This window comes from Halomonas salinarum, from assembly GCF_012062845.1.
GTDB lineage: Bacteria > Pseudomonadota > Gammaproteobacteria > Pseudomonadales > Halomonadaceae > Onishia > Onishia salinarum.
Window position 1 is genome coordinate 120,733 of the sequence record NZ_WWNB01000007.1, and the last position, 24,382, is coordinate 145,114.

The window sequence follows — 24,382 nt, forward strand, 5'->3', positions numbered from 1 at the left end:
CGTTTCTCCTGGAATCAAGGGGCGTCGGCGGATGAAAGCGTATTCTGATCAGGCGGCACATCGAGCAGACGCAGGGCATTGCCGACGACCGTCGAGAACACCGGCGCCGCGACCAGACCGCCATAGTAGTCCTCCCCTCGGGGGTGATCGATCATGACGACAGTGACGATACGCGGGTCAGAGACGGGGGCAATCCCCACAAAGAGCGAGCGGTAGGCATTCTCTTGGTAGCCCGAGCCTCCGGTTTTGCGCACTGTACCGGTCTTGCCGGCCACCCGATAGCCTGGCACCAGGCCACGTCGGGCGCCTGTCCCCGGAGCCACCACCTGGTCCATCATGTCGAGTACTCGGTCAGCTATCCCAGAAGGAATAACCGGTTCCCCGGGTGGAGGATTGTCGAGCCGCAACAGCGAGGGTGGCAGGCGTTCACCGTGATTGGCGATGGCAGTGTAGGCGCTGGCGAGCTGCAAAGCCGAGACTGATAAACCATAGCCGTAGGACAGTGCCGCCCAGGCGCTGCTCGACCAAACCTGCGGCGATGGCACGCTGCCAGTGGCTTCTCCCGGGAAGCCGGTCCCTGGTGACTGAGCAAACCCCAGTGCTCGGTAACGCTCGGCGACTAACGGCTTATCCAGCTGCATGGTCAACTTGGACATTCCGATATTGGAAGAATGCTCGAGAATCCCAGAGAGCGTTAGCTTGCCATAATTGGCGATATCTTTGATGGTATAGCCATCGATCACCATCCAGCCTGGCGAGGTATCAACCACTGTATCGGGCGGAAACTTGCCGGTTTCCAACAGCGCTGACATGGCCAGCGGCTTGATCACCGAGCCGGGCTCGAAGACATCGACGATGGCTTGGTTACGCAGGCTGCCTGGTTCGAGGCCGGCGCGGTTGTTGGGGTTATAGGAGGGCTGGTTGGCCATCGCCAGCACCTCGCCGCTGCGGGCATCCATCATGACCAGGGTGCCACCATCAGCATTGCGCTCTTGGACGGTCGCCTTGAGTTCTCGATACGCCATGTACTGCAGCCGCTGATCGATGGCTAGCGCCAGATCGCCACCCGGGTCCGCCTCCTTGAGCAAGTGCAGATCGCGCACCAGGCGACCGCGACGATCCTTGAGCACGCGGCGTTTGCCCGGCGTCCCGGACAGATAGTTGTTGTAGGCGAGCTCGAGGCCTTCCTGTCCGCGATCATCGACGTTGGTCACGCCAATCAGCTGCGCCGAGGCCTCGCCCGATGGATAATAGCGACGATATTCGAGCTGACGATAGATACCCGGCAGGTTGAGGTCGAGAATCTCCTGAGCATCGGCGGGTGTCATCTGACGACGCAGATACATGAACTCACGCTCAGAATAACGCGCAATGCGGGCATTAAGATCGTCCAGGTCCATATCCAGGGCGCGCGCCAACACCAGACGCTGAATGTCATCTGGCGGCAATTCCTCAGGGTTCGCCCATAGGCTGACGACCGGGGTGGAGATGGCCAATGGCTCGCCGTTGCGGTCGGTGATCATGCCCCGGTGAGCGCTTATCGGTTCCACGCGAAGGGTGCGGGCATCACCTTGTCCCTGCAAGAAGGAGCGGTCGATCACGTGCAAGTAGACAATACGCGCACCGAGCAGGCACAAGGCCAGCAGGATCAGCCCCAGCATCAACCGATAACGGAAGACACCCAAAGGTGCGCCGGGAGGCGGACGACGTGGCGTAGCGGAGCGGCGCTGAGTCGTACTCATGGCTCAATCACCTCCACACGCTCGATATCCGGCAAGTGCATTTCCAACCGATCACTGGCAAGCCTTTCGATCCGTGCCGGGCTCGACCAAGTGCTCTCCTCGAGGAGGAGCTGCCCCCACTCGGTCTGCAGCTGGTTCTGCTCGCGCTCAAGTTGCTGAAGGCGGGCGTACTGTTCGCGGGTCAAATGACTGGTCGTGGTAACGGCCACAGCACTCGCCAACGCGGCGATGATCAACAGCACCACTAGCACCAGACGCAGGCTTGGGCGAGGGCTCGCCTCAAGGCCCGGCATCCAGACTCGTCCCTGGCTCATGTCGCTCCTTAGCTGCTTGTGCGTCGCGGCTACTTCAACTTGCGGGCCACCCGCATCACGGCACTGCGGGCACGGGGATTGGCATCAACCTCGGCGGCATTGGCGCGACGCGCTTTACCGACGGCTTCCAGGCGGCGATTGAGCTGATCATCGCGGATCGGCATGCCGCGCGGCAAGTGCGTATCGCCACGCACGTGCTCGCGGATGAAGCGTTTGACGCGCCGGTCTTCCAGGGAGTGAAAACTGATGACCACCAGATGACCGCCCGGTGCCAAGGCCTCCAGCGCGGCTTCAAGGGCGGCATCGAGCTGGTCGAGCTCGCCATTGACGTGGATACGCAGGGCCTGGAAGGCTCGAGTGGCCGGATGCTTGCCCTTTTCCCAGGCAGGATGTGCCGTCTTGATCACCTCGGCCAGATCCCCGGTGCGTGTGAAAGGGCACGCCTTACGGCGCTCGACGATCGCCCGCGCCAAGCGCTTGGCGAAACGCTCTTCACCATAGGTCTTGAAGACCCAGGCAATATCCTCGACCTTGGCCCGCGCTAGCCAGTCGGCAGCACTCTCTCCGTGTTCAGGGTCCATGCGCATGTCCAATGGACCATCGCGCAGGAAACTGAAACCACGTTCGGGGTCGTCAAGCTGAGGCGATGACACGCCCACATCAAGCAAAACCCCGGCCAGCCGACCGTGAAGGTCTTGCGCTGCCGCGATCTCACCAAGCCTTGCAAACTCGCCACGCTCGATGGCGAAGCGAGCATCATCGATACCCGCCGCCTCCTCCAGCGCCTGGGGATCACGGTCGATCGCCAACAGCTGCCCTTCTGGCGCCAGGCGCGACAGAATCAGGCGGGAGTGACCGCCGCGGCCGAAGGTACCGTCCAGATAGGCGCCGGCGGGGTCGACAAGCAGCGCATCGACCGCCCCGTCGAGCAGCACGCTTTCGTGACGAAAGGAAGACGGGGCCGCAGGGTTCTCAGATGCGCTCATGCAGGTCTCGATACGAACAGGAAACACCGGCTGGTCAGTCGATGACCAACCGATGATGGGGAATGGGAGGGAGTCGGCCGATAAGCCGGGTTCTGTCGTGGACAGTCATTCCTCTAGGGAAGGCGTCGCCGCCTTCCTCAAGCAACCTACCCGAACCCAACGCGGGCCACGCCAATGGGTTCCTATTTGGTCTTGCTCCGAGTGGGGTTTACCGTGCCACGCACTGTTGCCAGGCGCGCGGTGCGCTCTTACCGCACCCTTTCACCCTTACCGGCCTCCCGAAGGAGACGTAGGCGGTCTACTCTCTGCTGCACTTGCCGTCGGCTCACGCCGCCCAGGCGTTACCTGGCACTCTGCCCTATGGAGCCCGGACTTTCCTCCCCCAATGACCTCAAGAGGCCATCGGCGGCGACTGTCTGGCTGACTCCCAGCGGCGCAGAATACCAGCGCAGCCGTGCCCCCTCAAGCAATGACTGCGCGGTCTACCCCTCGTCCTTGAGGGCCTGGGCTCTGGCATACCAGACCTTCTTGGTCCCACCGAGCAAGCGCACCGCAATGGCAGCCGCCTGCTTGACGCCCACGCCCTCGGATAGCAGCGCCTTGAGAAGCGATTCGGCCTCGACCAGCGCCTCGTCGTCATCCGCCCGAGGCGAGGCGCCAGCCACCATCACCACGAACTCGCCGCGCGCCTGGTCGGGGTCTTTGTCCATGCGCGTAAGCAACGACGCCGCATCGCCATCAAGAAACGTCTCGAAGGTCTTGGTCAACTCCCGGGCCAACACCACACGACGCGTCCCGAGACACTGGGCAATATCCTCCAGCGTGTCACGGATGCGATGGGGTGATTCATAGAAAATCAGCGTTTCCTCTCGCTCCTCAAGGGCCGCCAGACGTCCCCGACGACCGCTGCCCTTGGCCGGCAAAAACCCCTGAAAGAGAAAACGGTCGGTGGGCAGGCCCGCCGCAGAAAGGGCAACGACAAAAGCACAGGCACCGGGTATCGGCACTACCCGATACCCCTCCGCTCGCAGCTCACGCACCAGCAAGAAACCCGGGTCGCAGATAAGCGGCGTACCGGCATCGCTGATCAAGGCCACATCGTCGCCTGCGGCAAGCCTTGCCTTGAGCTGGGCAACGCGCCCACTTTCGTTGTGCTCATGCAGTGAAAGCATGGGCCGCTCAAGCCCCAGGTGGCGCAGCAGGCGCCCGCTGTGACGGGTATCCTCGGCGGCGATTACCGCGACGCCTGCCAGCACTTCACGGGCTCTCGGCGACAGGTCGTCGAGATTCCCAATCGGTGTGGCGACCACGTACAATGTTCCAATAGCCGAAACTGTCATTACGATTCCGAAAGCGGGTTATCTAAGGAAGGGATTCATGAATACATCGTTACGCGGCTGGTTGGCCGTAGCGCTAGTGGCGCTGCTGATAAGCGGCTGCGCCGGCCCCAGCCTGGTGTCGACCGAGCGGTCGCCCGACGACCTGCTAACCCAGGCCGAACAACAGGCACCCGGCCAGGCAGCCGATAGCCGCCTGGAAGCGGCCATCATCCTAGCACGTCGTGGCGATGCGGCTAAGGCCAGGGAAATCGCCACTCAGCTAGATGACACGGCCTTGAACGCCGAGCGTCGCCAGGAGTGGGCACTGCTGCTATCCCGGCTGGGACTGGAAGCCGACGATGCCCAGAGCGTCATCAAGGCCACCGACCTGCTGGAAGACGGCGCCACGCTTGATAGCGATGCTGCCAACAATCTCCTCTACCGCCGCGGCCTGGCACTTGGCATGCTTGGCGAGCCACTGGCCGCCACTCAGGCCATGCTGAAAGCACAGGCCGCCACCGGCAGCGATATCCCCAACGACGCCATCTGGGAGCAGCTCAATCGCCTGTCGGCACAAGAGTTGATGACGCTGCGCTCAGACGCCAACAACCTGACCAGCGGCTGGCTATCGCTTCTCGAACTGCAACGCCAGAGCAGCGGGGATATCGATCGACTGCTTGGCAAGCTCTCCAACTGGCGAGACGCGAACCGTGGCCATCCGGCCGCGCGCAAGCCACCTTCCGAGCTGCTCGCCCTGCGAGAGCTTCGCGGCACACGCGTCGAGCGCATCGCCATCCTGCTGCCCGAATCAGGGCCGCTGGCCTCTGTGGCCGGACGGATACGCCAGGGTATCGAGACCCGCCACAACCATGCCGGACGCCAGGGCGTCACCACGCCAGCGCTGGACTTCATGGACTCAAGCCAGAAAGATCTGGACACACTCTATGCAGAGGCCACCATGCGCGGAGCGCAAGTCGTGATCGGGCCGCTTGCCAAGCGTAAGGTCGAAGAACTGGAACAGCGTCAGCGCTTGCCGCTGCCAACCCTTGCCCTGAACTACGGGACCGCCGAGCGCAATGTCGCCGAAAATCTCTTCCAGTACGGCCTCTCTGTCGAGGATGAAGCCCGCCAGGTCGCTATCCGCGCAGCACGTGACGGCCACCGCCGCGCTGCGGGCATGGTGCCCAATAATGACTGGGGACGCCGCGTCGGCGCTGCCTTCCGAGAGACCTGGGAAGATCAGGGCGGCGAAATCGGTCATATGATGCAGTACGACCCAGAGGCGCTGGTGAATAACAGCGTCAAGCGCCTGCTCAGCCTGAGCGGCCAGGTAGACATGCTGTTTTTACTCGGTTTGCCGAGCTATGCCCGCCAGATCCCTCCCACTCTTGAGTATCAAAAACGCCCTGACCTGCCGGTCTACACCACCTCCCAGGCGTACGAAGGGCAGCCACAGCCGCGTGCTGATAGCGATTTGAACGGTGTGCGCTTTGTCGAAATCCCATGGCTGATCCCGGATGCAGCCGTCGGCGGCGTCGAAGCCCTGCCCTTCTATGCAAGCTACCGCACCCTGTCCGCTGAAGCCGACGACCCTGGGCTTCTCAAACTGATGGCCATGGGCGTCGACGCCTATGAGCTTGGTGTACGGCTCCCTCAGCTGCAGGCCATCGGCGGCAGTGAACTCTTTGGCGCTACCGGCACCCTGCGTGCAGCGAACGATGGGCGCATCCAACGCCAGCTGCCTTGGGCGGAATTCATCGATGGCCGACCGCAACCGCCCCTGGAGGCCGAAGGCGAGCGAGTGATTGACACGGATTCGGTCAACAACCAGCAGAGCCGCCAGCCAGGCAGCGATTTAAGCGGCAGTGACATGGATACGAGTGAGCTGGGCGATGGCCAGCTCCGCTGACGCCCGGGCACGCGGTGCTGCCATCGAGGCCCTGGCCAACGACTGGCTGATCGCCCGGGGCCTCACCCCGGTGGCGCGTAACCAGCATGCCAAGGGCGGTGAACTGGACCTGGTTATGCGCGAGGGCGAGACCCTGGTGTTCGTCGAGGTCCGCCATCGTCGTGACAGCCGCCACGGCCATCCACTGGAAACCGTGACCATCAGCAAGCAACGCCGCCTCATCAAGGCGGCGCGTTTTTATCTCGCCCGCAACGGGCTATCATGCCCATGCCGCTTCGATGTGGTCGCCGTTACCGGCAGCGCCCCGAACCTCGAGTTTCTCTGGGTCAAGGCCGCCTTCGAAGCGTTCTGATCGCTACAGGACCAGGAAGCCAAGATGGATTTCCAATCACGAATTCTCGGACACTTTAACGCAAGCATCGACACCAAGACCTATGCCAGCGAAGTGTTACCCCCCTTCATCGAGGTAGCCAGCCAGATGATGGTCCAGTGCCTGGTGAGCGAGGGCAAGATACTGGCCTGCGGCAACGGTGGCAGCGCCGGAGACAGCCAACACTTCTCGTCTGAACTGCTCAATCGCTTCGAACGCGAGCGCCCGAGCCTACCGGCCCTCGCACTGACGACAGACACCTCGACCCTGACCTCGATCGCCAATGACTACAGCTACAACGAGGTCTATTCAAAGCAGATCCGCGCGCTTGGCCAACCCGGCGACATACTGCTGGCCATCTCCACCAGCGGCAACTCGGCCAACGTCGTGCAGGCTATCCAGGCTGCCCACGACCGGGACATGACCGTTGTTGCCCTGACCGGCCGCGACGGAGGTGACATGGCCTCTCTGCTTGGCCAGGAGGACTGCGAAATCCGTGTACCTGCAACGTCGACTGCCAGAATCCAGGAAGTCCATCTGTTGGTCATCCACTGTCTGTGTGATTTGATCGACGAACAACTCTTCGGCCCAAGTGAGTGAACACCATGCGTAACGGTACCGTCTCCATTCTTCTCCTTGCCCTCACGCTCAGCCTTGGTGGCTGCACCACCATCGCCAATGTCGCCAACGATGGTCCGATTGGCGAGAACTACGGTGAACGCACCCTTGGCAGCAAAGTCGAGGACGAGAGCATTCAGACCAAGGTCAACGTCAATCTGGGCAAGACCGACGCTCGCTTGGCTGATGCCCGCGTCAATGTCGATGTCTTCAATGGCGTGGTGCTGTTAACGGGACAAGTGCCAAGCGAAGAGCTCAAGACCATGGCCAACAACGTCGCCGAGCAAGTACGCAACGTCCGCCAGGTACAAAACCAGCTGACCGTCGCCGCCAATCTCCCCACAAGCCAGCGTCTCTCCGACGGCTGGCTGGCTACCCGCCTCAAGACCAGCCTGTCAACCAACGAAAGCATCGACGCAAGTCGTGTGCAGATCGTGGTGGAGAATGGCAGCGTCTATCTGATGGGCCTTGTCACCCGCGCCGAAAGTGATCGCATCGTCTCCGCGGTGTCATCAACCGGGGGCGTGCAGCGCATCGTCAAGGTATTTGAATACCTCGACTAGCCAACATCGCCACCCTTGGTGGTGAGCAACGTCTCTCAAACGAAAAACGGCAGGCCATCGGCCTGCCGTTTTACTTTTACAGAACACTCGAAGCGTCTGTCATCCAGTACCTTACTTGATGACGCGCAGCGAAGGACGCCCCTTGGGTGGCGCCTTGGGTGCATCCTCATCGTCAGAACTGGCCTCGTCACCAGTATCCTCAACGCTCGACAGGGATGGGCGCTCGTCACGTGCGCCCTCCTCGCGCTCAGCATCCTCGGGAGCGGTCTCTTCGCCTTCATGACCCGGCATGACAGGCTCATGACCAAAGACCATGCCGACACCATTCTCTCGCGCATAGAGGGCGATCAAGGCATCCATCGGCACCATCACCCGCATCGGCTTACCGCCAAAGCGGGCGCTGAAGCTGATGGCATCATTTTCAAGACTCAGATCTTCAACCGCCTGCGGCGCGACGTTCAGAACTATCTGGCCGTTCTGCACAAACTGCTCGGGCACCTCAACACCAGGCTGATTGGCGTCGACCACGATGTGTGGTGTCTGGTCATTATCCAGGAGCCACTGATACAGGGCCCTGGCGAGATAGGGGCGACTCGATAGCATCTCGGGCCTCCATTGGCTGTGGTCCGGACCTCGCGGTCCGGGCCGGGGTATCAGGTACGCATCTCGCGCTCGGCTTCCGACAGCGAGGCCTTGAAGGACTCGCGCTCGAAAGTCCGTTCCATGTAATTCATCAGTGGCTTGACCTGCTTTTCCGGGAGCTCAATATCCAAGGCCGGAAGGCGCCAGAGCAATGGCGCGAGGCAGCAATCCACCAGCGAGAATTCCTCGCTCATGAAGAACGGCATATCCTCGAAGATCGGCGAGATACCAATCAGACTTTCGCGAAGTTCCTTGCGTGCTTTTTCGGCCTCTTTCTTGCTGCCCTGCTGGATCTGCTCGATCAACGGGCACCACTCCCGCTCGATGCGATGCATCCACAGGCGGCTCTGCGCCCGCGCCACCGGGTAGACCGGCAACAAAGGCGGATGCGGGAAACGCTCATCCAGGTACTCCATCATCACTTTGGACTCATAAAGCACTAGATCGCGATCCAACAACGTCGGCACGCTATTGTACGGATTGAGATCCGCGAGTTCTTCGGGATGACTGTCTTCCTTGACCTCCAGGATATCGACGGCAACCCCTTTTTCTGCCAACACGATCCGCACGCGATGACTGAAGTGATCATCGCTACCAGAGTAGAAGGTCATCGACGACCGCTTGGCCACAACACCCATGTAACATTCCTCGCAACAGTTCGAGCCTGGATGATAACACGTTGACCGTGCTTCCAGGCGTCGAGACCCGCGACGCGGGTCATGGAAAATAGACAGGGCGCATGACCATTGGCCATGCGCCCTCATACCGCCACTGAGCTATCTCAGTGAATGTCGCGCCAGTACTCACGCTTGAGCAGATAGGCGATGACACCGAAGATGAAGATAAAGATCAACACTTTGGGCCCCAGCGACTGCGCCTGCAGCTTGGACGGCTCGCCGACATAGGCAAGAAAGTTGGTCAGGTCATAAACGGCCTGATCGAATTCTTCCGGCTCCAGCTCCCCGGGCTGAGTCACCTGCAGGACATCACAGGACTGATACTTGCCCGTCAGTGGATCTGGCTCATGCCCCGGAACCGGCCTGTCCGTCTCGGAACAGACCTGTTCCTGCACCCCCTGCAAGGGCTCCAACGCATTCGGCATGCCTACCATTGGGAACACCTTGTTGTTCACCCCCAACGGACGCTCCGGATCCTTGTAGAAGGTGCGCAGATAGGTATAGATCCAGTCCGTGCCTCGTACTCGCGCCTCAAGGGTCAGGTCCGGCGGCGCGGCACCAAACCAGGTTTCGGCATCGCCTTCCTGCATGGCGATGCGCATCTGGTCGTTGAACGCCAGGTTGTCTGAGAAGATCAGATTGTCTTCGACCAGGTCCTGGGGGATTTCCAGGTCCTCGGCCGCCCGTGAATAGCGCTGATACTCCAGCGAATGGCACCCCATGCAGTAGTTGGTAAACAGCTTCATGCCATTCTGCAACGATGCCTTGTCTGACAGATCAGGTGTCATCTCGTCGAGGTGTACTGCTGAACCACCCGCGGCAAACCCCGTCACCGGGAGCAACGCAACAAGCCATATGAGCAATCGCTTTTTCATTAGCCGGTCACCCTCTCTGGAACGGGTTTAGTCTTCTCGAGCCGCGTGTAAATCGGCATCAGCAAGAAGAACGCGAAATACACCGCTGTAGCAGCCTGAGCCACCATTGTTCTGCCTGGCGTCGACGGCAATACACCAAGCACGCCAAGCACCACGAAACTGATGGCTAACAGCGCCAGCATGGTCTTCGACATCCACCCCTTGTAGCGCATGGAAAGTACCGGACTCTTGTCGAGCCAGGGCAGCACGAAGAGGATCGCAATCGCCGCCCCCATCACCATCACACCAAGGAACTTGGAATCCAGTCCGAAGAGCGAGAACGTAATGGCTCGCAGCATCGCGTAGAACGGCGTGAAGTACCACACCGGCGCGATATGGTCAGGGGTCTTCAGTGGGTCAGCGGGTTCAAAATTGGGTTTCTCGAGGAAATACCCGCCCCCTTCCGGGAAGTAGAAAATCACCACGCAGAACACGAACAGGAACACGGCGACACCGACGATGTCCTTGACCGTGTAATAAGGATGGAACGGAATACCATCCAGCGGTTTTCCGGTCTCGTCCTTCTTGGCCTTGATATCGACACCATCAGGATTGTTGGAGCCGACTTCATGAAGCGCCAGGATATGCAGCACGACCAGTCCGAGGATCACGATCGGAAGCGCGACCACATGCAGGGCAAAGAAGCGATTCAGCGTGATGCCTGAAATCAGGAAATCGCCGCGAATCCACTGGGTCAGATCGGCTCCCACGACAGGAATGGCCGAGAACAGAGAAATGATGACCTGGGCACCCCAGTAGGACATCTGTCCCCAAGGCAGCAGATAGCCCATGAAGGCTTCTGCCATCAAGGCCAGATAAATCGTCATGCCGAATATCCACACAAGCTCGCGTGGCGCCTTATAGGAGCCATAGAGCAATGCACGGAACATGTGCAGGTAGATCACCACGAAAAAGGCGGTGGCCCCGGTCGAGTGCATATAGCGAATCAGCCAGCCGAATTCGACATCTCGCATGATGTACTCGACCGACGCAAAGGCCCCTTCTGCGGAGGGATTGTAGCTCATGGTAAGCCACACCCCTGTCAGGATCTGATTGACCAGAACCAGCAGGGCGAGAGACCCGAAGAAGTACCAGAAATTGAAATTCTTGGGCGCGTAATACTTGGCCAGATGATCTTCCCACATCTGAGTGGCGGGAAAGCGATCATCAATCCAGCGCATGATGCCCTTTTCCGCCTTGGCGCGATTCGGATTCCCCATCAGGCCGCTCCCTTGTCTTCGCCAACAACAATGATGTTGTCATTCGCATAGCGATGCGGTGGCACTTCCAGGTTCAAGGGCGCCGGCACACCAGTGAATACACGCCCTGCCAGATCGAAACGCGACCCGTGACAGGCGCAGAAATAACCACCAGGCCAGTCATCGCCGAGATCGGCGACCCCAGGTTCGGGCCTAAAGGTAGGCGAGCAGCCAAGATGCGTACAGATACCCACAAGCACAAGAATCTCGGGCTTGATGGAACGTAACTCCGGGTCGACATAACTTGGCTGCTGTGGCGCCGAAGACTCAGGGTCACGCAGGCGAGCCGGTTCAATGCTCTTGATCTGCTCGATCATGGCATCCTCACGACGCAGCACCCAAACGGGCTTGCCTCGCCACTCGACCGTCATCTGCTGGCCAACCTCAAGCTTGGATGCATCTGCCTCTACTGGGGCTCCCGCCGCACGCGCCTTGGCACTAGGCTGCCACGAGGATACGAAAGGTACCGCAATCCCCACGGCACCCACCGCCCCTACGACAGTAGTGGCACCGACTAGGAAGCGGCGCCGCCCCTTATTCACGCCGTTGTCTGACATCTTGTCACGCCCTCTATCTCATCACCCGCTGTTTGCCCGCGACGGAAACGGCCGCGACCTGCGGGCAAGATGGACTTCATGTTAGGAAAACGCCTGCACGAAAACAAGCAACAGTATCGCCTTCATGGCACAGCATACATGACTCAAATCATTGAACGCTTATAAAAAAACGCCCAGCCCCCGAGAGGGACTGGGCGTTTCGACGCGGCCTCGAAGCGTTTAACGCTTGGAGAACTGCGGGCTGCGGCGCGCTTTGCGCAGGCCGACTTTCTTACGCTCAACTTCGCGGGCGTCACGCGTGACGTAACCGGCTTCACGCAGCGGCTTGCGGAAGTCTTCATTGTACTGCATCAGCGCACGAGTGATGCCGTGACGAATGGCGCCGGCTTGAGCCGAGCCGCCACCGCCCTTGACCGTCACGTAGACGTCGAACTGATCCAGCGTATCGGTCAGCTCGAGCGGCTGACGGACAACCATGCGACCGGTGACACGACCAAAGAACTCATTGAGTTCGCGGCTGTTGACGGTAATTTTGCCGGTGCCCGGCTTGAGGAAGACGCGCGCGGTGGACGTCTTGCGGCGACCGGTACCGTAATACTGTTGAGTCATGGCAATCTACCCCTTAGATGTTCAGTTCTTGCGGCTGCTGGGCGGCATGCGGATGCTCGGTACCGGCATAGACCTTGAGTTTCGAGTACATGGCACGGCCCAGCGGGCCCTTCGGCAGCATGCCCTTGACGGCAAACTCGATGACGCGCTCAGGGGCGTGACCAATCATCTTCTCGAAGTTCATGGAACGCAGGCCACCCGGATAACCCGTGTGACGATAGTAGGTCTTGGCCTGTGCCTTGTTGCCGGTGACCTTCACCTTCTCGGCGTTGACCACGACGATGTAATCGCCGGTGTCGACGTGCGGGGTGTATTCCGGCTTGTGCTTACCGCGAAGGCGGCGAGCAATCTCGGTGGCCAGGCGACCGAGGGTCTTGTCCGTAGCGTCGACGACATACCAGTCGCGCTCGACGGACTGCGGCTTAGCAGAAAACGTCTTCATGGGTTGAATCACCAATTGTCGCATGGGGCAGGACTAAACGTCTGATGACGCTGCCTACCATCCCTATTTTTCTTGGTTGTCGAGCGTCTGCTCTAGAGGCAAATCGACCGACAACGTTCGAGCGAGCGCGCAGTGTACACGACTCATACCACTAGGTTAAGCGTTCGGCCAGAATTTCAGGGCTTATGAGGCAGGGCTAAATAGTCGTGAGATTGCATCTCCTGCAGCCTTGAAAGCGTGCGATCGAACTCGAAACCAAGGCTACCTTCGGTATAGAGCGACTCGGCCGGCACCTCGGCTGACATCAGCAGCTTCACCGCGCGGTCATAAAACTCATCGACCATGTTGATAAAGCGTCGGGCCTGATCGTCACTCCCCCGCCCCATTCGCGGAACACCTGAAACCAGCACGGTATGAAACTCGCGAGCCAGTTCAATGTAGTCATTCTGGCTGCGGGGACCATCGCAGAGTTCAGCGAAATCGAACCACACCACATCGTCATGCAAGCGACGTGCACGAAGTACGCGATGATTGATCTCAATACGCTCATCCTGCTCGCCCTCATGGCCAGCAATCTCGTGAAAGCTGCGCGCGAGCTCTGCGTCGGCCTCATCATCCAGCGGAGAGTGAAAGATTTCGGCACGCTCCAAGGCACGCAGGCGATAATCAATGCCCGAATCGACGTTGACGACCTCGCAATGGCGCTCGAGAAGATCGATCGCCGGGAGGAAGCGGGCCCGTTGCAGGCCATCCTTGTAGAGTTCCGAGGGCACGATGTTGGAGGTCGTGACCAACACCACGCCATGTTCGAACAGGGACTCCAGCAGAGTGGCAAGAATCATCGCATCCGTGATGTCCTTGACGAAGAACTCGTCGAAACAGATCACTCGCGCCTCGCGGGCGAACTTGGCAGCAATCAGCTTCAGCGGGTCTTTTTCCCCCTTGTAGTGCTCAAGCTCATTGTGGACACGCTGCATGAAGCGATGAAAATGCGTGCGCATCTTCTCGGAGAAAGGCAGCGACTCGTAGAAGGTATCGACCAGATAGGTCTTACCGCGACCCACACCGCCCCAGAAGTACAGTCCCTTCACCGCAGGCGCCGCCTCGAAAGGCGATGCCGTTTGTTTAGCGCCGAACAGGCCAGCGACTCGAGACTTGAGCCCCGTACGCTCTTTGGCAGGTGGACGCGGCGCACGCTGCGGAATAGCCAGCAAGTCATCATAGAGCCGCTGCAGGTGACGAACGGCCTGCTCCTGAGCTTCATCGTACGCGAATCCCTCGCGCTCAAGATCAGCCTGGTAACGAGCCAGGGGCGTTCCCGCCGCAGCGGACGCTGGAGTTCCAGCAGAGGTCGTTGTCGCACACATCAGCGTCTTGCCTACCTCGCACGTTGGTGATCGAAAGCGAATATTATACGTATTGGGAGGTCTAGCGCACAGAGCAGCCATTATCCCCATGACCGCGCATTGACCTGAGTCTCGCTCTCCCCCATATAATGGGCCCTAGGGAGGCGCCAGTCGCGACCTCGACAACGCGCCACCCCGGTGTTGAAGCTCCAGTGCCGGGAAGACAGAATCTTAAGGGGAACGACGTGTACGAGAGCAATATCGATTGGATCCTGGCGCTGGCCTGCGGCCTTGCAGGCATTGGCATCGGCGCGCTGGGCTACCATCTCCTCAATGCCAACGTGGCCCGCAATCAGAAAGTGCGTCAACGTCTGGCCGAGAAGGAACTCGAACTTCACCAGGTCAAGGATTCGCTCAACGATCATTTCGTGCGTGCGCACGATCTCGTTTCCAGCATTCAACGCCAAACCAGCGAACTGGAGCAACAACTCACACAAGGCGCCGAGCAGCTCTGCGAAGACTTGCAGGTCAAGCGCCGCTTGCAACCGGAAAGCGAAGAGGCAGAATCTGGCGAGTCACCCGACATGCCTCGCGACTACGCCGATGGCGGACGTGGCACCTTGTCAGAGGATTTCGGCCTTCGCCGTGGCGAAGAACAGCCTGACGCCCAGCCGCCGCGCTATTGATCCCACTCGCGCCTGGCGGTTGAACCAACAGCAATAACTGACAGTGCCGGCCACGTGCGCCGGCACTGTCAGTTTCAGACAATGAAACGCCCTTTTCAGGCCGGGTTATCGATATCCACGAACCGATGGGTAACGCCATACTCGGCGGCCAACCACTCCCCCAAGGCCTGAACACCGTACCGCTCGGTCGCGTGATGGCCCGCTGCCAGATAGCCGATCCCCAGCTCGCGAGCCAGGTGGGTAGTTCGCTCGGAGATTTCGCCCGAGATAAAGACATCCGCTCCTGCCGCATGAGCGGCGGTAATCATGTCCTGAGCGCCACCTGTGCACCATGCAACACGCTTGATCGGCCCCTGATGCCCTTCAATCAGCAGCGGCTCCCGACCAAGCTGCTTGCTGACATGCTTCGCCAGTGCGCGCTCGTCCAGGTCCTGACCGTTGTCAGTCGCGCCGGTCAGGGCTTCGCCAGGATGACCCAACCATAAAAGCCCCTCCCCCAGTTCGCCGTCGGCACAATCATCGACTACCAGGCCCAGCCGTTCGGCCAGACAGGCATTGTTTCCCAGTGACGGGTGAGCATCCAGGGGCAGGTGATACGCCAGCAGGTTGATGTCGTTCGCCAGCAACGCCGCCAGCCGACGCCGCTTCATGCCGGTCACCTCGACCGGCTCGTTCTTCCAGAAGTAGCCGTGATGGACGAGCAGCAGATCCGCTTGCCAAGCGATCGCCTCATCGACCAACGCCTGACAGGCAGTCACGCCTGTCATCACGCGCGCTACGCGACTACGCCCCTCTACCTGCAGCCCGTTGACGGTGTAATCCTTGAAGCGCGCCGCCTGCAAGTGCTTATCACAAGCGGCGACCAGGGTATCGCGAGATATCATTCAGTCCTCCGGGCATCGATACATGAGCAATGGTACAATCCAGCGATTGTACCGGCTGCGTCGCCCCCCAGCGACCGCCAGCGATGACAAGGATTTCACATGCGTCGTTTTCTCCTGCCCCTCGTCTGGCCGTCCGTGGCCGGCATTCTGCTTGCCGTTTTTCTGCTGATTGCCTTCCCACAGCTTGGTGGGCAATCGCCTGACCTCCCGCTGCCACCCAACAGTCCTGAGCCCGAACAACAGCTAACCGATACGCCCGAGATCAATCGCCCAGCCCCCGAGGTTCGTGATGCACCCGCGCTATCTCGAAATGCCGGCCCGGTCAGCTACTCAGAGGCAGTGGAGCGAGCGGCACCTGCCGTCGTCAACATCTATTCCTCGCGCATCGTCGAAAGTGAACAGCATCCCCTGATGTCGGACCCCTTCTTTCGGCAGTTTTCCGATAAAGACATGCCCAGTCGCCAACGCATGCTCTCGAGTCTGGGGTCGGGCGTCATCGTAAGTGATGAGGGCTATGTGCTAACCAACCATCATGTCATCAGCGGCGCCGATCAGATTCAGGTCGCGCTGCGCGATGGCCGCGAGACGCTCGCCAAGGTCATCGGCACCGATCCTGAGAGCGATCTGGCGGTACTGCGAATCGACCTTGACGACCTGCCTGTCATCGCCCTTTCCAATTCATCACAGGCCGCGGTAGGCGATGTGGCACTGGCCATCGGCAACCCTTTCGGAGTCGGCCAGACCGTCACCATGGGAATTGTCAGCGCCACCGGCCGCAGCCATCTGGGCTTGAATGCCTATGAAGATTTCATCCAGACCGATGCCGCCATCAATCCAGGCAATTCTGGCGGGGCGCTGATCAACCCCGAAGGCGCACTGGTAGGCATCAACACCGCCATCTTCTCTCGTTCCGGCGGGTCTCAGGGCATCGGCTTCGCCATTCCTGCCAACCTGGCCCGAGAAATTCTCGACGAACTGGTCACCAAAGGCCGTGTCATTCGTGGCTGGCTCGGCATTGAGGCCCAGGAGATGACGCCTGAGCTTGCCGCTTCCTTTGGGCTGGACTCTGTCGCTGGGATCGTGATCTCGGGCGTCGTTCCCGACGGCCCTGCCGATGCGGCGGGCATCCAGCCCGGCGATGTGCTGCTCAAGGTCAAAGACCGCACCATCCGAGACGCAAGGGCAGTGATGACCGACATCGCGGCCATCACTCCCGGCACCACGCTGCCGCTAAGTCTAGTGCGCAACGGCGAACGTCTGGAGGTAAATCTCGAAGTAGGCGAGCGCCCCACCGCCGAGATGAGTCCGCCACCACCAGACGCCTAGCGTAAGCGGGCATAGAGAGCCTCAACATCACGTTTGAAGCAGTCACTAATGGCGCTGAGAAACGCAAATAAAAAGGCCCCGCCAAGGCGGGACCTGCTCATGAGGCACCGAATGCTTAATGAAGTTCTAAACTCGCATCACCCACGAGCTTAGTCTCTGGTAATGCACACGGAGCAGATTGAGCCTGCGCTTCCGCCCGGAGGAGAGTTAGTCCTTGATGCGATACTCGGCAGAGCGCGCATGAGCGGTCAGCGACTCGCCTCGCGCCAATACCGAAGCGGTACGCCCAAGCGTCGAAGCCCCATCTGCCGAGCAGTGGATGATCGAGGAGCGCTTCTGGAAATCATAGACACCCAGAGGCGAAGAAAAACGCGCCGTGCCAGAAGTCGGCAACACGTGATTCGGCCCCGCGCAGTAGTCCCCCAGAGCCTCGGCGGTGTAGCGCCCCATGAAGATGGCCCCGGCATGACGAATATCGGGCAGTAGCGCCTCAGGCTCCTCGAGCGAGAGCTCCAGGTGCTCAGGCGCGATGCGGTTGATCAGGGCGACAGCCTCGTCACGATCGCGACAGGTAATCAACGCCCCTCGGTCAGCCAGTGAGTCACGAATGATCGGCGCACGCTCCATGTCCGGCAGCAGGCGGGCCATGGCCTCCTCGACCGCCGCCACATGCGCTGCGTCCCAGCTGACGAAGATCGCCTGAGCATCTTCATCGTGCTCGGCCTGGGAAAAGAGATCCATGGCCAGCCAATCGGGGTCAGTCGCACCATCGGAGATCACCAGAATCTCTGAGGGCCCAGCGATCATGTCGATACCCACCTGACCAAACACGGCCCGCTTGGCGGTGGCGACATAGATATTGCCTGGCCCCACGATCTTGTCGACCCGCGGCACTGTCTCGGTACCATAGGCCAGCGCCGCCACCGCCTGTGCGCCGCCCAGTGTGAAGACCCAATCGACGCCCGCCAGATGAGCCGCTGCCAGCACCAGTTCGTTGAGAATGCCATCCGGGGTCGGCACCACCATGACAATCTCATTGACGCCCGCAACATGGGCCGGAATGGCGTTCATCAATACCGAAGACGGGTAGGCCGCCTTACCGCCGGGCACATAGATGCCGGCGCGATCCAGGGGCCTGACCTGCTGACCAAGCACCGTGCCATCGGCCTCGGTGTACTGCCAGGACTCGGGCTTCTGGTGCTCGTGATAGAGCCGCACGCGCTCGGCGGCCGCGGCCAGGGCATCGCGCTGCTCGGCCGGTAACCCTTCGAAGGCCTCACGCAATCGCTCAGCGCCGAGCGTCAGCTCGTCCATGCCCCTGGCCGACAGGCGATCGAAACGGTTGGTGTACTCGACGAGCGCCGCATCGCCGCGCTCACGCACGCCGCGCAGGATCTCGTCCACTCGCGACTGCACCTCGGCGTCGGACACGCCCTCCCAGGCCAGCAGCGCATCGAGACGGGCATCGAAGTCGGCTGCCTGAGTGGACAGCCGAGAGATGTCGAGGGAGGCGGCAACGGAATCGGTCATGATACTCTCTACACAGACGATGAAATAAGAAGACGGGCGATTAGCATGTGGCGCCAGATAATGGCTGACAAGCAGCACGCCCCTATGGTGCCGAGATACTCACGCTATCGCGCAATGCCGGCGCGGACACAGGCATGCAAGGCGTTGACGATAGGGACAACCATTCGCTGGCCGACCGGGCTTAGCCGCGACGACTCGCCACGGCCTCACGCAAGCGACTGAGCAACGGCTTCAGGCGATCATGCTTCATGGTCATCGCGGCCTGATTGACGACCAGTCGCGTGCTGATATCGGCGATCTTCTCGCGGGGCTCCATACCATTTGCGCGCAAGGTATTGCCGGTATCAACGATATCGACAATTTCGTCGGCCAGGTTCATCAATGGCGCCAGCTCCATCGCGCCATAGAGCTTGATGACCTCGGCCTGAATACCCTGCTCGGCATAGTACTGACGCGCCACCGAGACGAACTTGGTGGCCACGCGACGACGCGCGCGCGCCGGCTCGGCCCCGGTAATGCCCGCGGTCATCAGCTTGCAGCGGGCAATCTCGAGATCCAACGGCTCGTACAGTCCCTCGGCACCGTGCTCAAGCAGCACGTCCTTGCCTGCAACACCCAAGTCAGCAGCGCCTAGCTGAACATAGGTAGGCACGTCGGTCGCACGGATCACCACCAGCTTCACGTCTGGCAAGTTGGTGTCGAACAGCAGCTTGCGGCTCTTGCTCAGGTCTTCGGCGGGCCAGATGCCGGCATCCGCCAGCAGCGGCAGCGTCTCGTCGAGAATACGGCCCTTCGAAAGGGCCAGGATCAGTTGCTTGGACATGATGGGGTTCACAATTCCATGGATGACTAGCCGGGTACGCGACGAATCTTGCCGCCCAGCAGCTGCAGCTTTTCCTCGATGCACTCGTAACCGCGGTCGATATGATAGATGCGATCGACCAGAGTCTCACCCTCGGCGATCATCGCCGCTACCACCAGCGAGGCCGAGGCGCGCAAATCCGTGGCCATTACCGGCGCACCGGAAAGCTTTTCGACACCGGTTACTACCGCCGTATTGCCTTCAAGGGCAATATTGGCGCCCATGCGGTTTAGCTCCTGGACGTGCATGAAGCGATTCTCGAAGATCGTCTCGACCACTCGACCGGTACCTTCGGCCACCGCATTCATGGCCACGAACTGCGCCTGCATGTCAGTGGGAAAGGCCGGATAAGGCGCGGTGCGCACGTTGACCGCCTTCGGCCGCTGGCCCTTCATGTCGAGCTCAATCCAGTCTTCGCCGGTCGTTAAATGACCACCGGCCTCTTCGAGCTTGGCAAGCACGGCCTCGAGAATATCGGCACGCGTGCGACGGACCTTAACGCGGCCACGTGTTAGCGCAGCCGCGATCAGGAAGGTCCCCGTCTCGATGCGATCGGGCATGATGTCGTGATAGCAACCATGAAGGTGTTCGACGCCTTCAATGGTGATGGTATCAGTGCCGTGACCACGGATTTGCGCCCCCATCTTGATCAGGCATTCAGCCAGATCGACGATCTCGGGCTCCTTGGCCGCGTTCTCGAGTACGGTTGTGCCTTCGGCAAGGGCCGCCGCCATCAGGAGATTCTCGGTACCGGTGACCGTCACCACATCGAAGAAGATGGTCGCACCCTTGAGGCGCCCCCCCGGGGCGGTAGCGCGGATATAGCCATTCTCGACATTGATGTCGGCCCCCATCGCCTGCAGGCCACGTATATGCAGGTCGACCGGGCGCGAACCGATGGCACAACCACCCGGCAGCGACACATCGGCCTTGCCGAATCGTGCCAGCAGTGGCCCAAGCACCAGGATCGAGGCACGCATCTTCTTGACCAGATCATAAGGCGCATGACACTCGGTCACCTTGGTTGCATCGAGCTGGATGGCCATCTTGTCACCCATCACCAGCTCGACACCCATACGCCCGAGTAACTCTAAGGAAGTCGTGATGTCCTGCAGATGCGGCAGGTTGCCAAGCGTCACCGGCCCTTCGGCAAGCAGCGACGAACACAGGATCGGCAGAGCGGAGTTCTTGGCTCCACTGGCCCACACTTCACCATCGAGGGGGCCATTGCCGGTAATGATCAGCTTATCCATGAAAGTCCGTTAATCAGGCGCTGGCATTTTCGGCGGCGGTCTGCCACTGAGCCGGGGTGTAGGTCTTGATGCTGACGGCATGCAGGGCACCGCTTGCGATCTCGTCGGAGAGCGCACCGTAAATCAGCTGCTGACGTTTGACGGGCGTCAGGCCAGTGAAAACCTCGCCCACAGCGATGACCTGAAAATTGCAGCCTTCACCCTGGATATGGAAATCGCAATCGGCAATACGCGTCTCGAGCAGCGCCTTGACGTCTTGGGGTTGCATGGGGATGCCTCCTTGGGAACACGGGAAGGGTGCGGTGCTGAAACATCACCGCATCACGAGACTAAGAAAGGGCACATGGTAATCAAAAGCAACGCCAATGGCGATGGCGGATAAGGCGAGCAGGCTCGCCATGACCAAGAAACCCGATCAGGATGCTGACCGGAAACCTTGGCCAAGGCACATACCGCACGGTCTGGATGAGGTGATCACTTGGCTGAGGCAGCCTTGCGGGCCCCACCCTGGGGCAATAGCGAATCCAACCCGGCCAGGGCGGTAAGCCTGGCAAGAGCCGGAGAAAGCTGCACTTGTTTTACCTCGAGACCTGCCTTACCCGCACTTCTCAGCCATTCAAGCATCACGCTCAGAGCGGCGCTACTGACCTGATCGATGCCGCGCAGATCAAGGTGCAACTCGGTCGCTGCGGGCTGTTGTGCAAGCCACTTGGCGCCAGCAGCTGCCAGGGGCGCGGCAACATCGAAATCCACGTCACCACTGACCTGTAGCCCCCCCTCAAAGGCGTCAAGGTTCACACCCTGCTCGTCGAATAGACGGATCACGTACCCTGTCCTTGATCGCTAACGTCAACATCAGGTGACCAGCCACTGATGGCCGCGTCGTAATCACGGTCGTTATCACGCATCGCCTGATCGAATTGATTACGGAAGGTCAGCCCCAGGTTGATCCCATTGACGATCACGTTAACGACTTTCCACTGATCATCACTCAGGCGCAACGAATAGCTGACGGGGTAGACGGTGCCATCCTCTGCGACCACCTCCATGTCGACACTGGCCTGATCGGGCTGCCGCGAGTCCTGCTGCTGATCGAGCACCCGCACCTCTTGGTAATCAAAGGTCACCAACCCCTTGACGTAGGTATCGATCAACGTCTGGCGGAACACGTCGGCGAAGCGTGAGCGCTGCTCTGGGCTTGCGTTGCGGAAATACCGTCCCATGACGCTGGCGCCGATATAGCGGAAATCCGCGACATCATCGAGGCTGTCATCGACAAGCGTCTTGAGTTCATCGATATTCTCGGAGAAATAGCCGCGACGGCCTTCTATCTTCCCCATCAGATCGTCGATGCTCTCGCGGATCAACTCCTCGGGGGATTGGTGAGGCGTATCGGCCTGGGCCTGGGCCTGAGCCGGGAGAATCAAGGCCCATAGCAACAGAGCCAACAGCCAATGGAAGGAAAACGTCGAATGTGCTCGCATGGATCGTCTCTCAAGGCAGGTCATGATTAGTCTTGGGCCATATTGGCAACGAATTGCTGGATCAGCTCCTCAAGTACCAGCGCCGACTGGGTATCGCTGATGGTATCTCCATCAGCCAGCGTCTCGGGATCACCGCCCACCGACAGGCCGATATACTGCTCACCGAGCAGCCCGGAAGTCAGGATCGCAGCCGTGGTATCACGCGACAACTGCCCTTCGAGGCGACTGTCCAGGGCCAGGGTTACTCGGGCATCAAACCATTCTGTATCCAGCTCGACGTCTTCTACCCGACCCACGGTCACCCCTGCCATCGTGACCCTTGCACGTGGCTTCAGGCCGCCGATATTGGCGAAATTGGCCTGGAGCGTGTAGGTCTCCTTACCACCATTGAAGGCCATCCCGCTCACGCTCAATCCCAGGAAGATGACCCCGAGGATTCCAGCCAGCATGAACAGCCCGACGCCAAACTCCATCATCTTGCTGCGCTTCATCCCATTTCTCCAAACATCAGCGCGGTCAGCACGAAATCCAGTCCCAATACCGCCAGCGAGGAATACACCACCGTTCTTGTGGTAGCGCGTGATATGCCTTCCGAGGTAGGCACCAGGTCATACCCCTGGAACACGGCAATCCAGGTCACGACCAGGGCAAAGACCAGGCTCTTGAGCATGCCGTTGCCGATATCATCGACGAAATCGACGCTGGCCTGCATGTTGCCCCAATAGGAGCCTTCGTAGACGCCAAGCCACTCAACGCCCACCAGGTGCCCACCCCAAATACCAATGACACTGAAGCCGACAGTCAACAATGGCAGCGAAACGAAGCCAGCCCAAAGACGCGGTGCCACGACTCGCTTGAGCGGGTCGACACCGATCATTTCCATGCTGCTCAACTGCTCAGTGGCCTTCATCAGGCCGATTTCTGCGGTCAGTGCCGAGCCTGCACGTCCAGCAAACAGCAAGGCTGCCACTACCGGGGACAACTCACGCAGCAGCGACAGCGACACCATTTGACCCAGCGCATCCTCGGCACCGAAATCCACCAGAATGGTATAGCCCTGCAGAGCAAGCACCATGCCGATGAAAAGCCCCGATACCAGGATAATGGCAAGCGACAGCACGCCGATGAAGTGCATCTGACGAAGCCACAGCTTGACCCCTTCTCCGGAGGGGCGACCGACCAGAGATTGCCCCAGAAACATGCCGGCACGGCCCAGCGCCTCAACCAGATCACAGCCGCGGCGCCCGAGGCGAGTAATACGCGTGATCATCGCTTCACTCCCGCGTTGAGCATGTCTTTGTGGAAATCGTCAGCCGGATAATGAAATGGCACCGGACCATCTGGCTCGCCGTGCATGAACTGGCTGACGCGAGGATCCTGGTCGACATTCAGCCTCTCGGGCGTGCCGTGAGCCATCACCTTGCCATCGGCAATGACATAGACGTAATCGGCGATCGACATAGTTTCCTTGATATCGTGGGACACCACCACTGCAGTAAGCCCCAAGGCATCATTGACGCGACGAATCAGCTGGACCAGCACCCCCATGGAAATCGGGTCCTGACCAACGAAAGGCTCATCGTAGAAGATCAGTTCCGGGTCCAACGCCAGGGCACGCGCCAGCGCTACACGGCGCGCCATACCGCCGGATAGCTCAGCGGGCATCAGCTCGCGAGCACCGCGCAACCCCACGGCCTCGAGCTTCATCAATACCACGTCACGGATCATTGCTTCGGGCAAGTCCGTGTGAACGCGCAGCGGAAACGCCACGTTCTCGAAGACACTAAGATCCGAGAACAGCGCGCCACTCTGGAAGAGCATGCCCATCCTGCGCCGCAACGTGAAAAGCTTCTTGCGCGATTGCGCGTGGATGTCCTCGCCACCGATCACCACCTGACCGGCATCCGGTGTTAACTGACCGCCAATAAGCTTGAGCAAGGTCGTCTTGCCGGAACCGCTGGGCCCCATGATCGCGGTAATCTTGCCTCGGGGGATCGTCATATCCACCCCCTGGAAGATCTCCCTGTCACCACGTGAAAAGCGCAGCCCTTCGACCACCACCAAGGGCGAATCGTCCATGGCGTCGTAAC

The 24,382-nt window shown here is 60.2% G+C and carries 28 protein-coding genes and 1 other RNA gene; 6 read left to right on the forward strand and 23 right to left on the reverse strand.

Features of this window, described 5'->3' with window-relative positions; all coding sequences use genetic code 11:
* Positions 1-14: 14 nt before the first annotated feature.
* The 5 genes from HF027_RS07330 to rsmI all read right to left on the reverse strand — a co-directional run bounded on the left by HF027_RS07330 (position 15) and on the right by rsmI (position 4,382).
* On the reverse strand, positions 15-1,742 hold the full coding sequence (locus tag HF027_RS07330; RefSeq protein ID WP_168014300.1) for a peptidoglycan D,D-transpeptidase FtsI family protein: 1,728 nt from the start codon (positions 1,740-1,742) through the stop codon (positions 15-17).
* A complete protein-coding gene (gene ftsL, locus HF027_RS07335; RefSeq protein WP_168014302.1) occupies positions 1,739-2,056 on the reverse strand; it encodes a cell division protein FtsL in 318 nt (105 codons plus the stop codon). The genes HF027_RS07330 and ftsL overlap by 4 nt, the downstream gene beginning before the upstream one ends.
* Before the next feature lie 29 nt (positions 2,057-2,085).
* On the reverse strand, positions 2,086-3,042 hold the full coding sequence (rsmH, locus tag HF027_RS07340; protein WP_168014304.1) for a 16S rRNA (cytosine(1402)-N(4))-methyltransferase RsmH: 957 nt from the start codon (positions 3,040-3,042) through the stop codon (positions 2,086-2,088).
* Positions 3,043-3,107: 65 nt separating this feature from the next.
* Positions 3,108-3,470: RNase P RNA component class A (gene rnpB / locus HF027_RS07345), an RNA gene on the reverse strand.
* A gap of 54 nt (positions 3,471-3,524) precedes the next feature.
* Entirely contained in the window at positions 3,525-4,382 is an 858-nt protein-coding gene (gene rsmI, locus HF027_RS07350) for a 16S rRNA (cytidine(1402)-2'-O)-methyltransferase (protein WP_168014306.1), read from the reverse strand.
* A gap of 37 nt (positions 4,383-4,419) precedes the next feature.
* On the opposite strand from rsmI, the gene HF027_RS07355 reads away from it, so the two are divergent.
* The 4 genes from HF027_RS07355 to HF027_RS07370 are packed head-to-tail and all read left to right on the forward strand — an operon-like array spanning position 4,420 to position 7,821.
* Positions 4,420-6,270, forward strand: coding sequence for a penicillin-binding protein activator (locus tag HF027_RS07355; RefSeq protein ID WP_168014308.1), 1,851 nt, complete (start codon positions 4,420-4,422; stop codon positions 6,268-6,270).
* On the forward strand, positions 6,254-6,622 hold the full coding sequence (locus HF027_RS07360) for a YraN family protein (RefSeq protein WP_168014310.1): 369 nt from the start codon (positions 6,254-6,256) through the stop codon (positions 6,620-6,622). The genes HF027_RS07355 and HF027_RS07360 overlap by 17 nt, the downstream gene beginning before the upstream one ends.
* A 24-nt stretch (positions 6,623-6,646) precedes the next feature.
* Positions 6,647-7,240, forward strand: a complete 594-nt coding sequence (locus tag HF027_RS07365; RefSeq protein WP_136255359.1) for a phosphoheptose isomerase — start codon at positions 6,647-6,649, stop codon at positions 7,238-7,240.
* 5 nt (positions 7,241-7,245) lie between these two features.
* Entirely contained in the window at positions 7,246-7,821 is a 576-nt protein-coding gene (locus HF027_RS07370; protein WP_168014312.1) for a BON domain-containing protein, read from the forward strand.
* A 111-nt stretch (positions 7,822-7,932) separates the two neighbouring features.
* Here HF027_RS07370 and HF027_RS07375 read toward each other — a convergent pair whose 3' ends face one another.
* From HF027_RS07375 to zapE, 8 genes are all read right to left on the reverse strand, one after another.
* Complete coding sequence (locus HF027_RS07375) at positions 7,933-8,424, reverse strand: ClpXP protease specificity-enhancing factor (protein ID WP_168014314.1); 492 nt, start codon at positions 8,422-8,424, stop codon at positions 7,933-7,935.
* Between the two features lie 50 nt (positions 8,425-8,474).
* Entirely contained in the window at positions 8,475-9,101 is a 627-nt protein-coding gene (sspA, locus tag HF027_RS07380; protein WP_168014316.1) for a stringent starvation protein SspA, read from the reverse strand.
* Positions 9,102-9,244: 143 nt separating this feature from the next.
* On the reverse strand, positions 9,245-10,015 hold the full coding sequence (locus tag HF027_RS07385) for a cytochrome c1 (protein WP_168014318.1): 771 nt from the start codon (positions 10,013-10,015) through the stop codon (positions 9,245-9,247).
* The gene (locus HF027_RS07390) at positions 10,015-11,274 is read right to left on the reverse strand and encodes a cytochrome b (RefSeq protein ID WP_168014320.1); all 1,260 of its coding nucleotides are present in this window, start codon (positions 11,272-11,274) and stop codon (positions 10,015-10,017) included. The genes HF027_RS07385 and HF027_RS07390 overlap by 1 nt, the downstream gene beginning before the upstream one ends.
* Positions 11,274-11,870, reverse strand: coding sequence for a ubiquinol-cytochrome c reductase iron-sulfur subunit (gene petA, locus HF027_RS07395; RefSeq protein ID WP_168014324.1), 597 nt, complete (start codon positions 11,868-11,870; stop codon positions 11,274-11,276). Before petA ends, HF027_RS07390 begins: the two co-directional genes overlap by 1 nt.
* A gap of 219 nt (positions 11,871-12,089) precedes the next feature.
* Entirely contained in the window at positions 12,090-12,479 is a 390-nt protein-coding gene (rpsI, locus tag HF027_RS07400; RefSeq protein ID WP_168014326.1) for a 30S ribosomal protein S9, read from the reverse strand.
* Positions 12,480-12,492: 13 nt separating this feature from the next.
* Positions 12,493-12,921, reverse strand: coding sequence for a 50S ribosomal protein L13 (rplM, locus tag HF027_RS07405; protein WP_136255351.1), 429 nt, complete (start codon positions 12,919-12,921; stop codon positions 12,493-12,495).
* A gap of 176 nt (positions 12,922-13,097) precedes the next feature.
* Entirely contained in the window at positions 13,098-14,288 is a 1,191-nt protein-coding gene (zapE, locus tag HF027_RS07410; protein ID WP_168014328.1) for a cell division protein ZapE, read from the reverse strand.
* 224 nt (positions 14,289-14,512) lie between these two features.
* On the opposite strand from zapE, the gene HF027_RS07415 reads away from it, so the two are divergent.
* Positions 14,513-14,953: a Z-ring associated ZapG family protein gene (locus HF027_RS07415; protein ID WP_168014330.1), complete on the forward strand. Its 441-nt coding sequence runs from the start codon at positions 14,513-14,515 to the stop codon at positions 14,951-14,953.
* 95 nt (positions 14,954-15,048) lie between these two features.
* Here the strand turns inward: HF027_RS07415 and HF027_RS07420 are convergent, their stop codons facing one another.
* Positions 15,049-15,837: a Nif3-like dinuclear metal center hexameric protein gene (locus tag HF027_RS07420; RefSeq protein WP_168014332.1), complete on the reverse strand. Its 789-nt coding sequence runs from the start codon at positions 15,835-15,837 to the stop codon at positions 15,049-15,051.
* 99 nt (positions 15,838-15,936) lie between these two features.
* Between HF027_RS07420 and HF027_RS07425 the strand changes: the two genes are divergently transcribed.
* Positions 15,937-17,163 carry a Do family serine endopeptidase gene (locus tag HF027_RS07425; protein ID WP_168014334.1) on the forward strand — a complete coding sequence of 409 codons (1,227 nt, stop codon included), beginning with the start codon at positions 15,937-15,939 and terminating at the stop codon, positions 17,161-17,163.
* Between the two features lie 207 nt (positions 17,164-17,370).
* Here HF027_RS07425 and hisD read toward each other — a convergent pair whose 3' ends face one another.
* From hisD to HF027_RS07470, 9 genes are all read right to left on the reverse strand, one after another.
* A complete protein-coding gene (gene hisD, locus HF027_RS07430) occupies positions 17,371-18,693 on the reverse strand; it encodes a histidinol dehydrogenase (RefSeq protein WP_168014336.1) in 1,323 nt (440 codons plus the stop codon).
* A gap of 181 nt (positions 18,694-18,874) precedes the next feature.
* Complete coding sequence (hisG, locus tag HF027_RS07435) at positions 18,875-19,516, reverse strand: ATP phosphoribosyltransferase (protein ID WP_136255345.1); 642 nt, start codon at positions 19,514-19,516, stop codon at positions 18,875-18,877.
* A 26-nt stretch (positions 19,517-19,542) separates the two neighbouring features.
* Positions 19,543-20,808, reverse strand: a complete 1,266-nt coding sequence (gene murA, locus HF027_RS07440) for a UDP-N-acetylglucosamine 1-carboxyvinyltransferase (protein WP_168014338.1) — start codon at positions 20,806-20,808, stop codon at positions 19,543-19,545.
* Between the two features lie 13 nt (positions 20,809-20,821).
* Positions 20,822-21,076: a BolA family protein gene (locus HF027_RS07445; protein ID WP_136255343.1), complete on the reverse strand. Its 255-nt coding sequence runs from the start codon at positions 21,074-21,076 to the stop codon at positions 20,822-20,824.
* Positions 21,077-21,282: 206 nt separating this feature from the next.
* Positions 21,283-21,633 carry an STAS domain-containing protein gene (locus HF027_RS07450; protein WP_168014340.1) on the reverse strand — a complete coding sequence of 117 codons (351 nt, stop codon included), beginning with the start codon at positions 21,631-21,633 and terminating at the stop codon, positions 21,283-21,285.
* On the reverse strand, positions 21,630-22,292 hold the full coding sequence (locus tag HF027_RS07455) for an MlaC/ttg2D family ABC transporter substrate-binding protein (RefSeq protein WP_168014342.1): 663 nt from the start codon (positions 22,290-22,292) through the stop codon (positions 21,630-21,632). The genes HF027_RS07450 and HF027_RS07455 overlap by 4 nt, the downstream gene beginning before the upstream one ends.
* 26 nt (positions 22,293-22,318) lie before the next feature.
* Complete coding sequence (mlaD, locus tag HF027_RS07460; RefSeq protein WP_136255340.1) at positions 22,319-22,783, reverse strand: outer membrane lipid asymmetry maintenance protein MlaD; 465 nt, start codon at positions 22,781-22,783, stop codon at positions 22,319-22,321.
* Positions 22,780-23,562 carry a lipid asymmetry maintenance ABC transporter permease subunit MlaE gene (mlaE, locus tag HF027_RS07465; protein WP_168014344.1) on the reverse strand — a complete coding sequence of 261 codons (783 nt, stop codon included), beginning with the start codon at positions 23,560-23,562 and terminating at the stop codon, positions 22,780-22,782. Before mlaE ends, mlaD begins: the two co-directional genes overlap by 4 nt.
* Complete coding sequence (locus tag HF027_RS07470) at positions 23,559-24,371, reverse strand: ATP-binding cassette domain-containing protein (RefSeq protein WP_168014346.1); 813 nt, start codon at positions 24,369-24,371, stop codon at positions 23,559-23,561. Before HF027_RS07470 ends, mlaE begins: the two co-directional genes overlap by 4 nt.
* Positions 24,372-24,382: the final 11 nt, after the last annotated feature.

Excerpts from the sequence above, each read along its gene's own strand:
- HF027_RS07330 (WP_168014300.1), bottom strand. The coding sequence starts at position 1,742 with ATGAGTACGACTCAGCGCCGCTCCGCTACGCCACGTCGTCCGCCTCCC.
- ftsL (WP_168014302.1), bottom strand. The coding sequence starts at position 2,056 with ATGAGCCAGGGACGAGTCTGGATGCCGGGCCTTGAGGCGAGCCCTCGC.
- rsmH (WP_168014304.1), bottom strand. The coding sequence starts at position 3,042 with ATGAGCGCATCTGAGAACCCTGCGGCCCCGTCTTCCTTTCGTCACGAA.
- rsmI (WP_168014306.1), bottom strand. The coding sequence starts at position 4,382 with ATGACAGTTTCGGCTATTGGAACATTGTACGTGGTCGCCACACCGATT.
- HF027_RS07355 (WP_168014308.1), top strand. The coding sequence starts at position 4,420 with ATGAATACATCGTTACGCGGCTGGTTGGCCGTAGCGCTAGTGGCGCTG.
- HF027_RS07360 (WP_168014310.1), top strand. The coding sequence starts at position 6,254 with ATGGCCAGCTCCGCTGACGCCCGGGCACGCGGTGCTGCCATCGAGGCC.
- HF027_RS07365 (WP_136255359.1), top strand. The coding sequence starts at position 6,647 with ATGGATTTCCAATCACGAATTCTCGGACACTTTAACGCAAGCATCGAC.
- HF027_RS07370 (WP_168014312.1), top strand. The coding sequence starts at position 7,246 with ATGCGTAACGGTACCGTCTCCATTCTTCTCCTTGCCCTCACGCTCAGC.
- HF027_RS07375 (WP_168014314.1), bottom strand. The coding sequence starts at position 8,424 with ATGCTATCGAGTCGCCCCTATCTCGCCAGGGCCCTGTATCAGTGGCTC.
- sspA (WP_168014316.1), bottom strand. The coding sequence starts at position 9,101 with ATGGGTGTTGTGGCCAAGCGGTCGTCGATGACCTTCTACTCTGGTAGC.
- HF027_RS07385 (WP_168014318.1), bottom strand. The coding sequence starts at position 10,015 with ATGAAAAAGCGATTGCTCATATGGCTTGTTGCGTTGCTCCCGGTGACG.
- HF027_RS07390 (WP_168014320.1), bottom strand. The coding sequence starts at position 11,274 with ATGGGGAATCCGAATCGCGCCAAGGCGGAAAAGGGCATCATGCGCTGG.
- petA (WP_168014324.1), bottom strand. The coding sequence starts at position 11,870 with ATGTCAGACAACGGCGTGAATAAGGGGCGGCGCCGCTTCCTAGTCGGT.
- rpsI (WP_168014326.1), bottom strand. The coding sequence starts at position 12,479 with ATGACTCAACAGTATTACGGTACCGGTCGCCGCAAGACGTCCACCGCG.
- rplM (WP_136255351.1), bottom strand. The coding sequence starts at position 12,921 with ATGAAGACGTTTTCTGCTAAGCCGCAGTCCGTCGAGCGCGACTGGTAT.
- zapE (WP_168014328.1), bottom strand. The coding sequence starts at position 14,288 with ATGTGTGCGACAACGACCTCTGCTGGAACTCCAGCGTCCGCTGCGGCG.
- HF027_RS07420 (WP_168014332.1), bottom strand. The coding sequence starts at position 15,837 with ATGATATCTCGCGATACCCTGGTCGCCGCTTGTGATAAGCACTTGCAG.
- HF027_RS07425 (WP_168014334.1), top strand. The coding sequence starts at position 15,937 with ATGCGTCGTTTTCTCCTGCCCCTCGTCTGGCCGTCCGTGGCCGGCATT.
- hisD (WP_168014336.1), bottom strand. The coding sequence starts at position 18,693 with ATGACCGATTCCGTTGCCGCCTCCCTCGACATCTCTCGGCTGTCCACT.
- hisG (WP_136255345.1), bottom strand. The coding sequence starts at position 19,516 with ATGTCCAAGCAACTGATCCTGGCCCTTTCGAAGGGCCGTATTCTCGAC.
- murA (WP_168014338.1), bottom strand. The coding sequence starts at position 20,808 with ATGGATAAGCTGATCATTACCGGCAATGGCCCCCTCGATGGTGAAGTG.
- HF027_RS07445 (WP_136255343.1), bottom strand. The coding sequence starts at position 21,076 with ATGCAACCCCAAGACGTCAAGGCGCTGCTCGAGACGCGTATTGCCGAT.
- HF027_RS07455 (WP_168014342.1), bottom strand. The coding sequence starts at position 22,292 with ATGCGAGCACATTCGACGTTTTCCTTCCATTGGCTGTTGGCTCTGTTG.
- mlaD (WP_136255340.1), bottom strand. The coding sequence starts at position 22,783 with ATGAAGCGCAGCAAGATGATGGAGTTTGGCGTCGGGCTGTTCATGCTG.
- mlaE (WP_168014344.1), bottom strand. The coding sequence starts at position 23,562 with ATGATCACGCGTATTACTCGCCTCGGGCGCCGCGGCTGTGATCTGGTT.
- HF027_RS07470 (WP_168014346.1), bottom strand. The coding sequence starts at position 24,371 with ATGGACGATTCGCCCTTGGTGGTGGTCGAAGGGCTGCGCTTTTCACGT.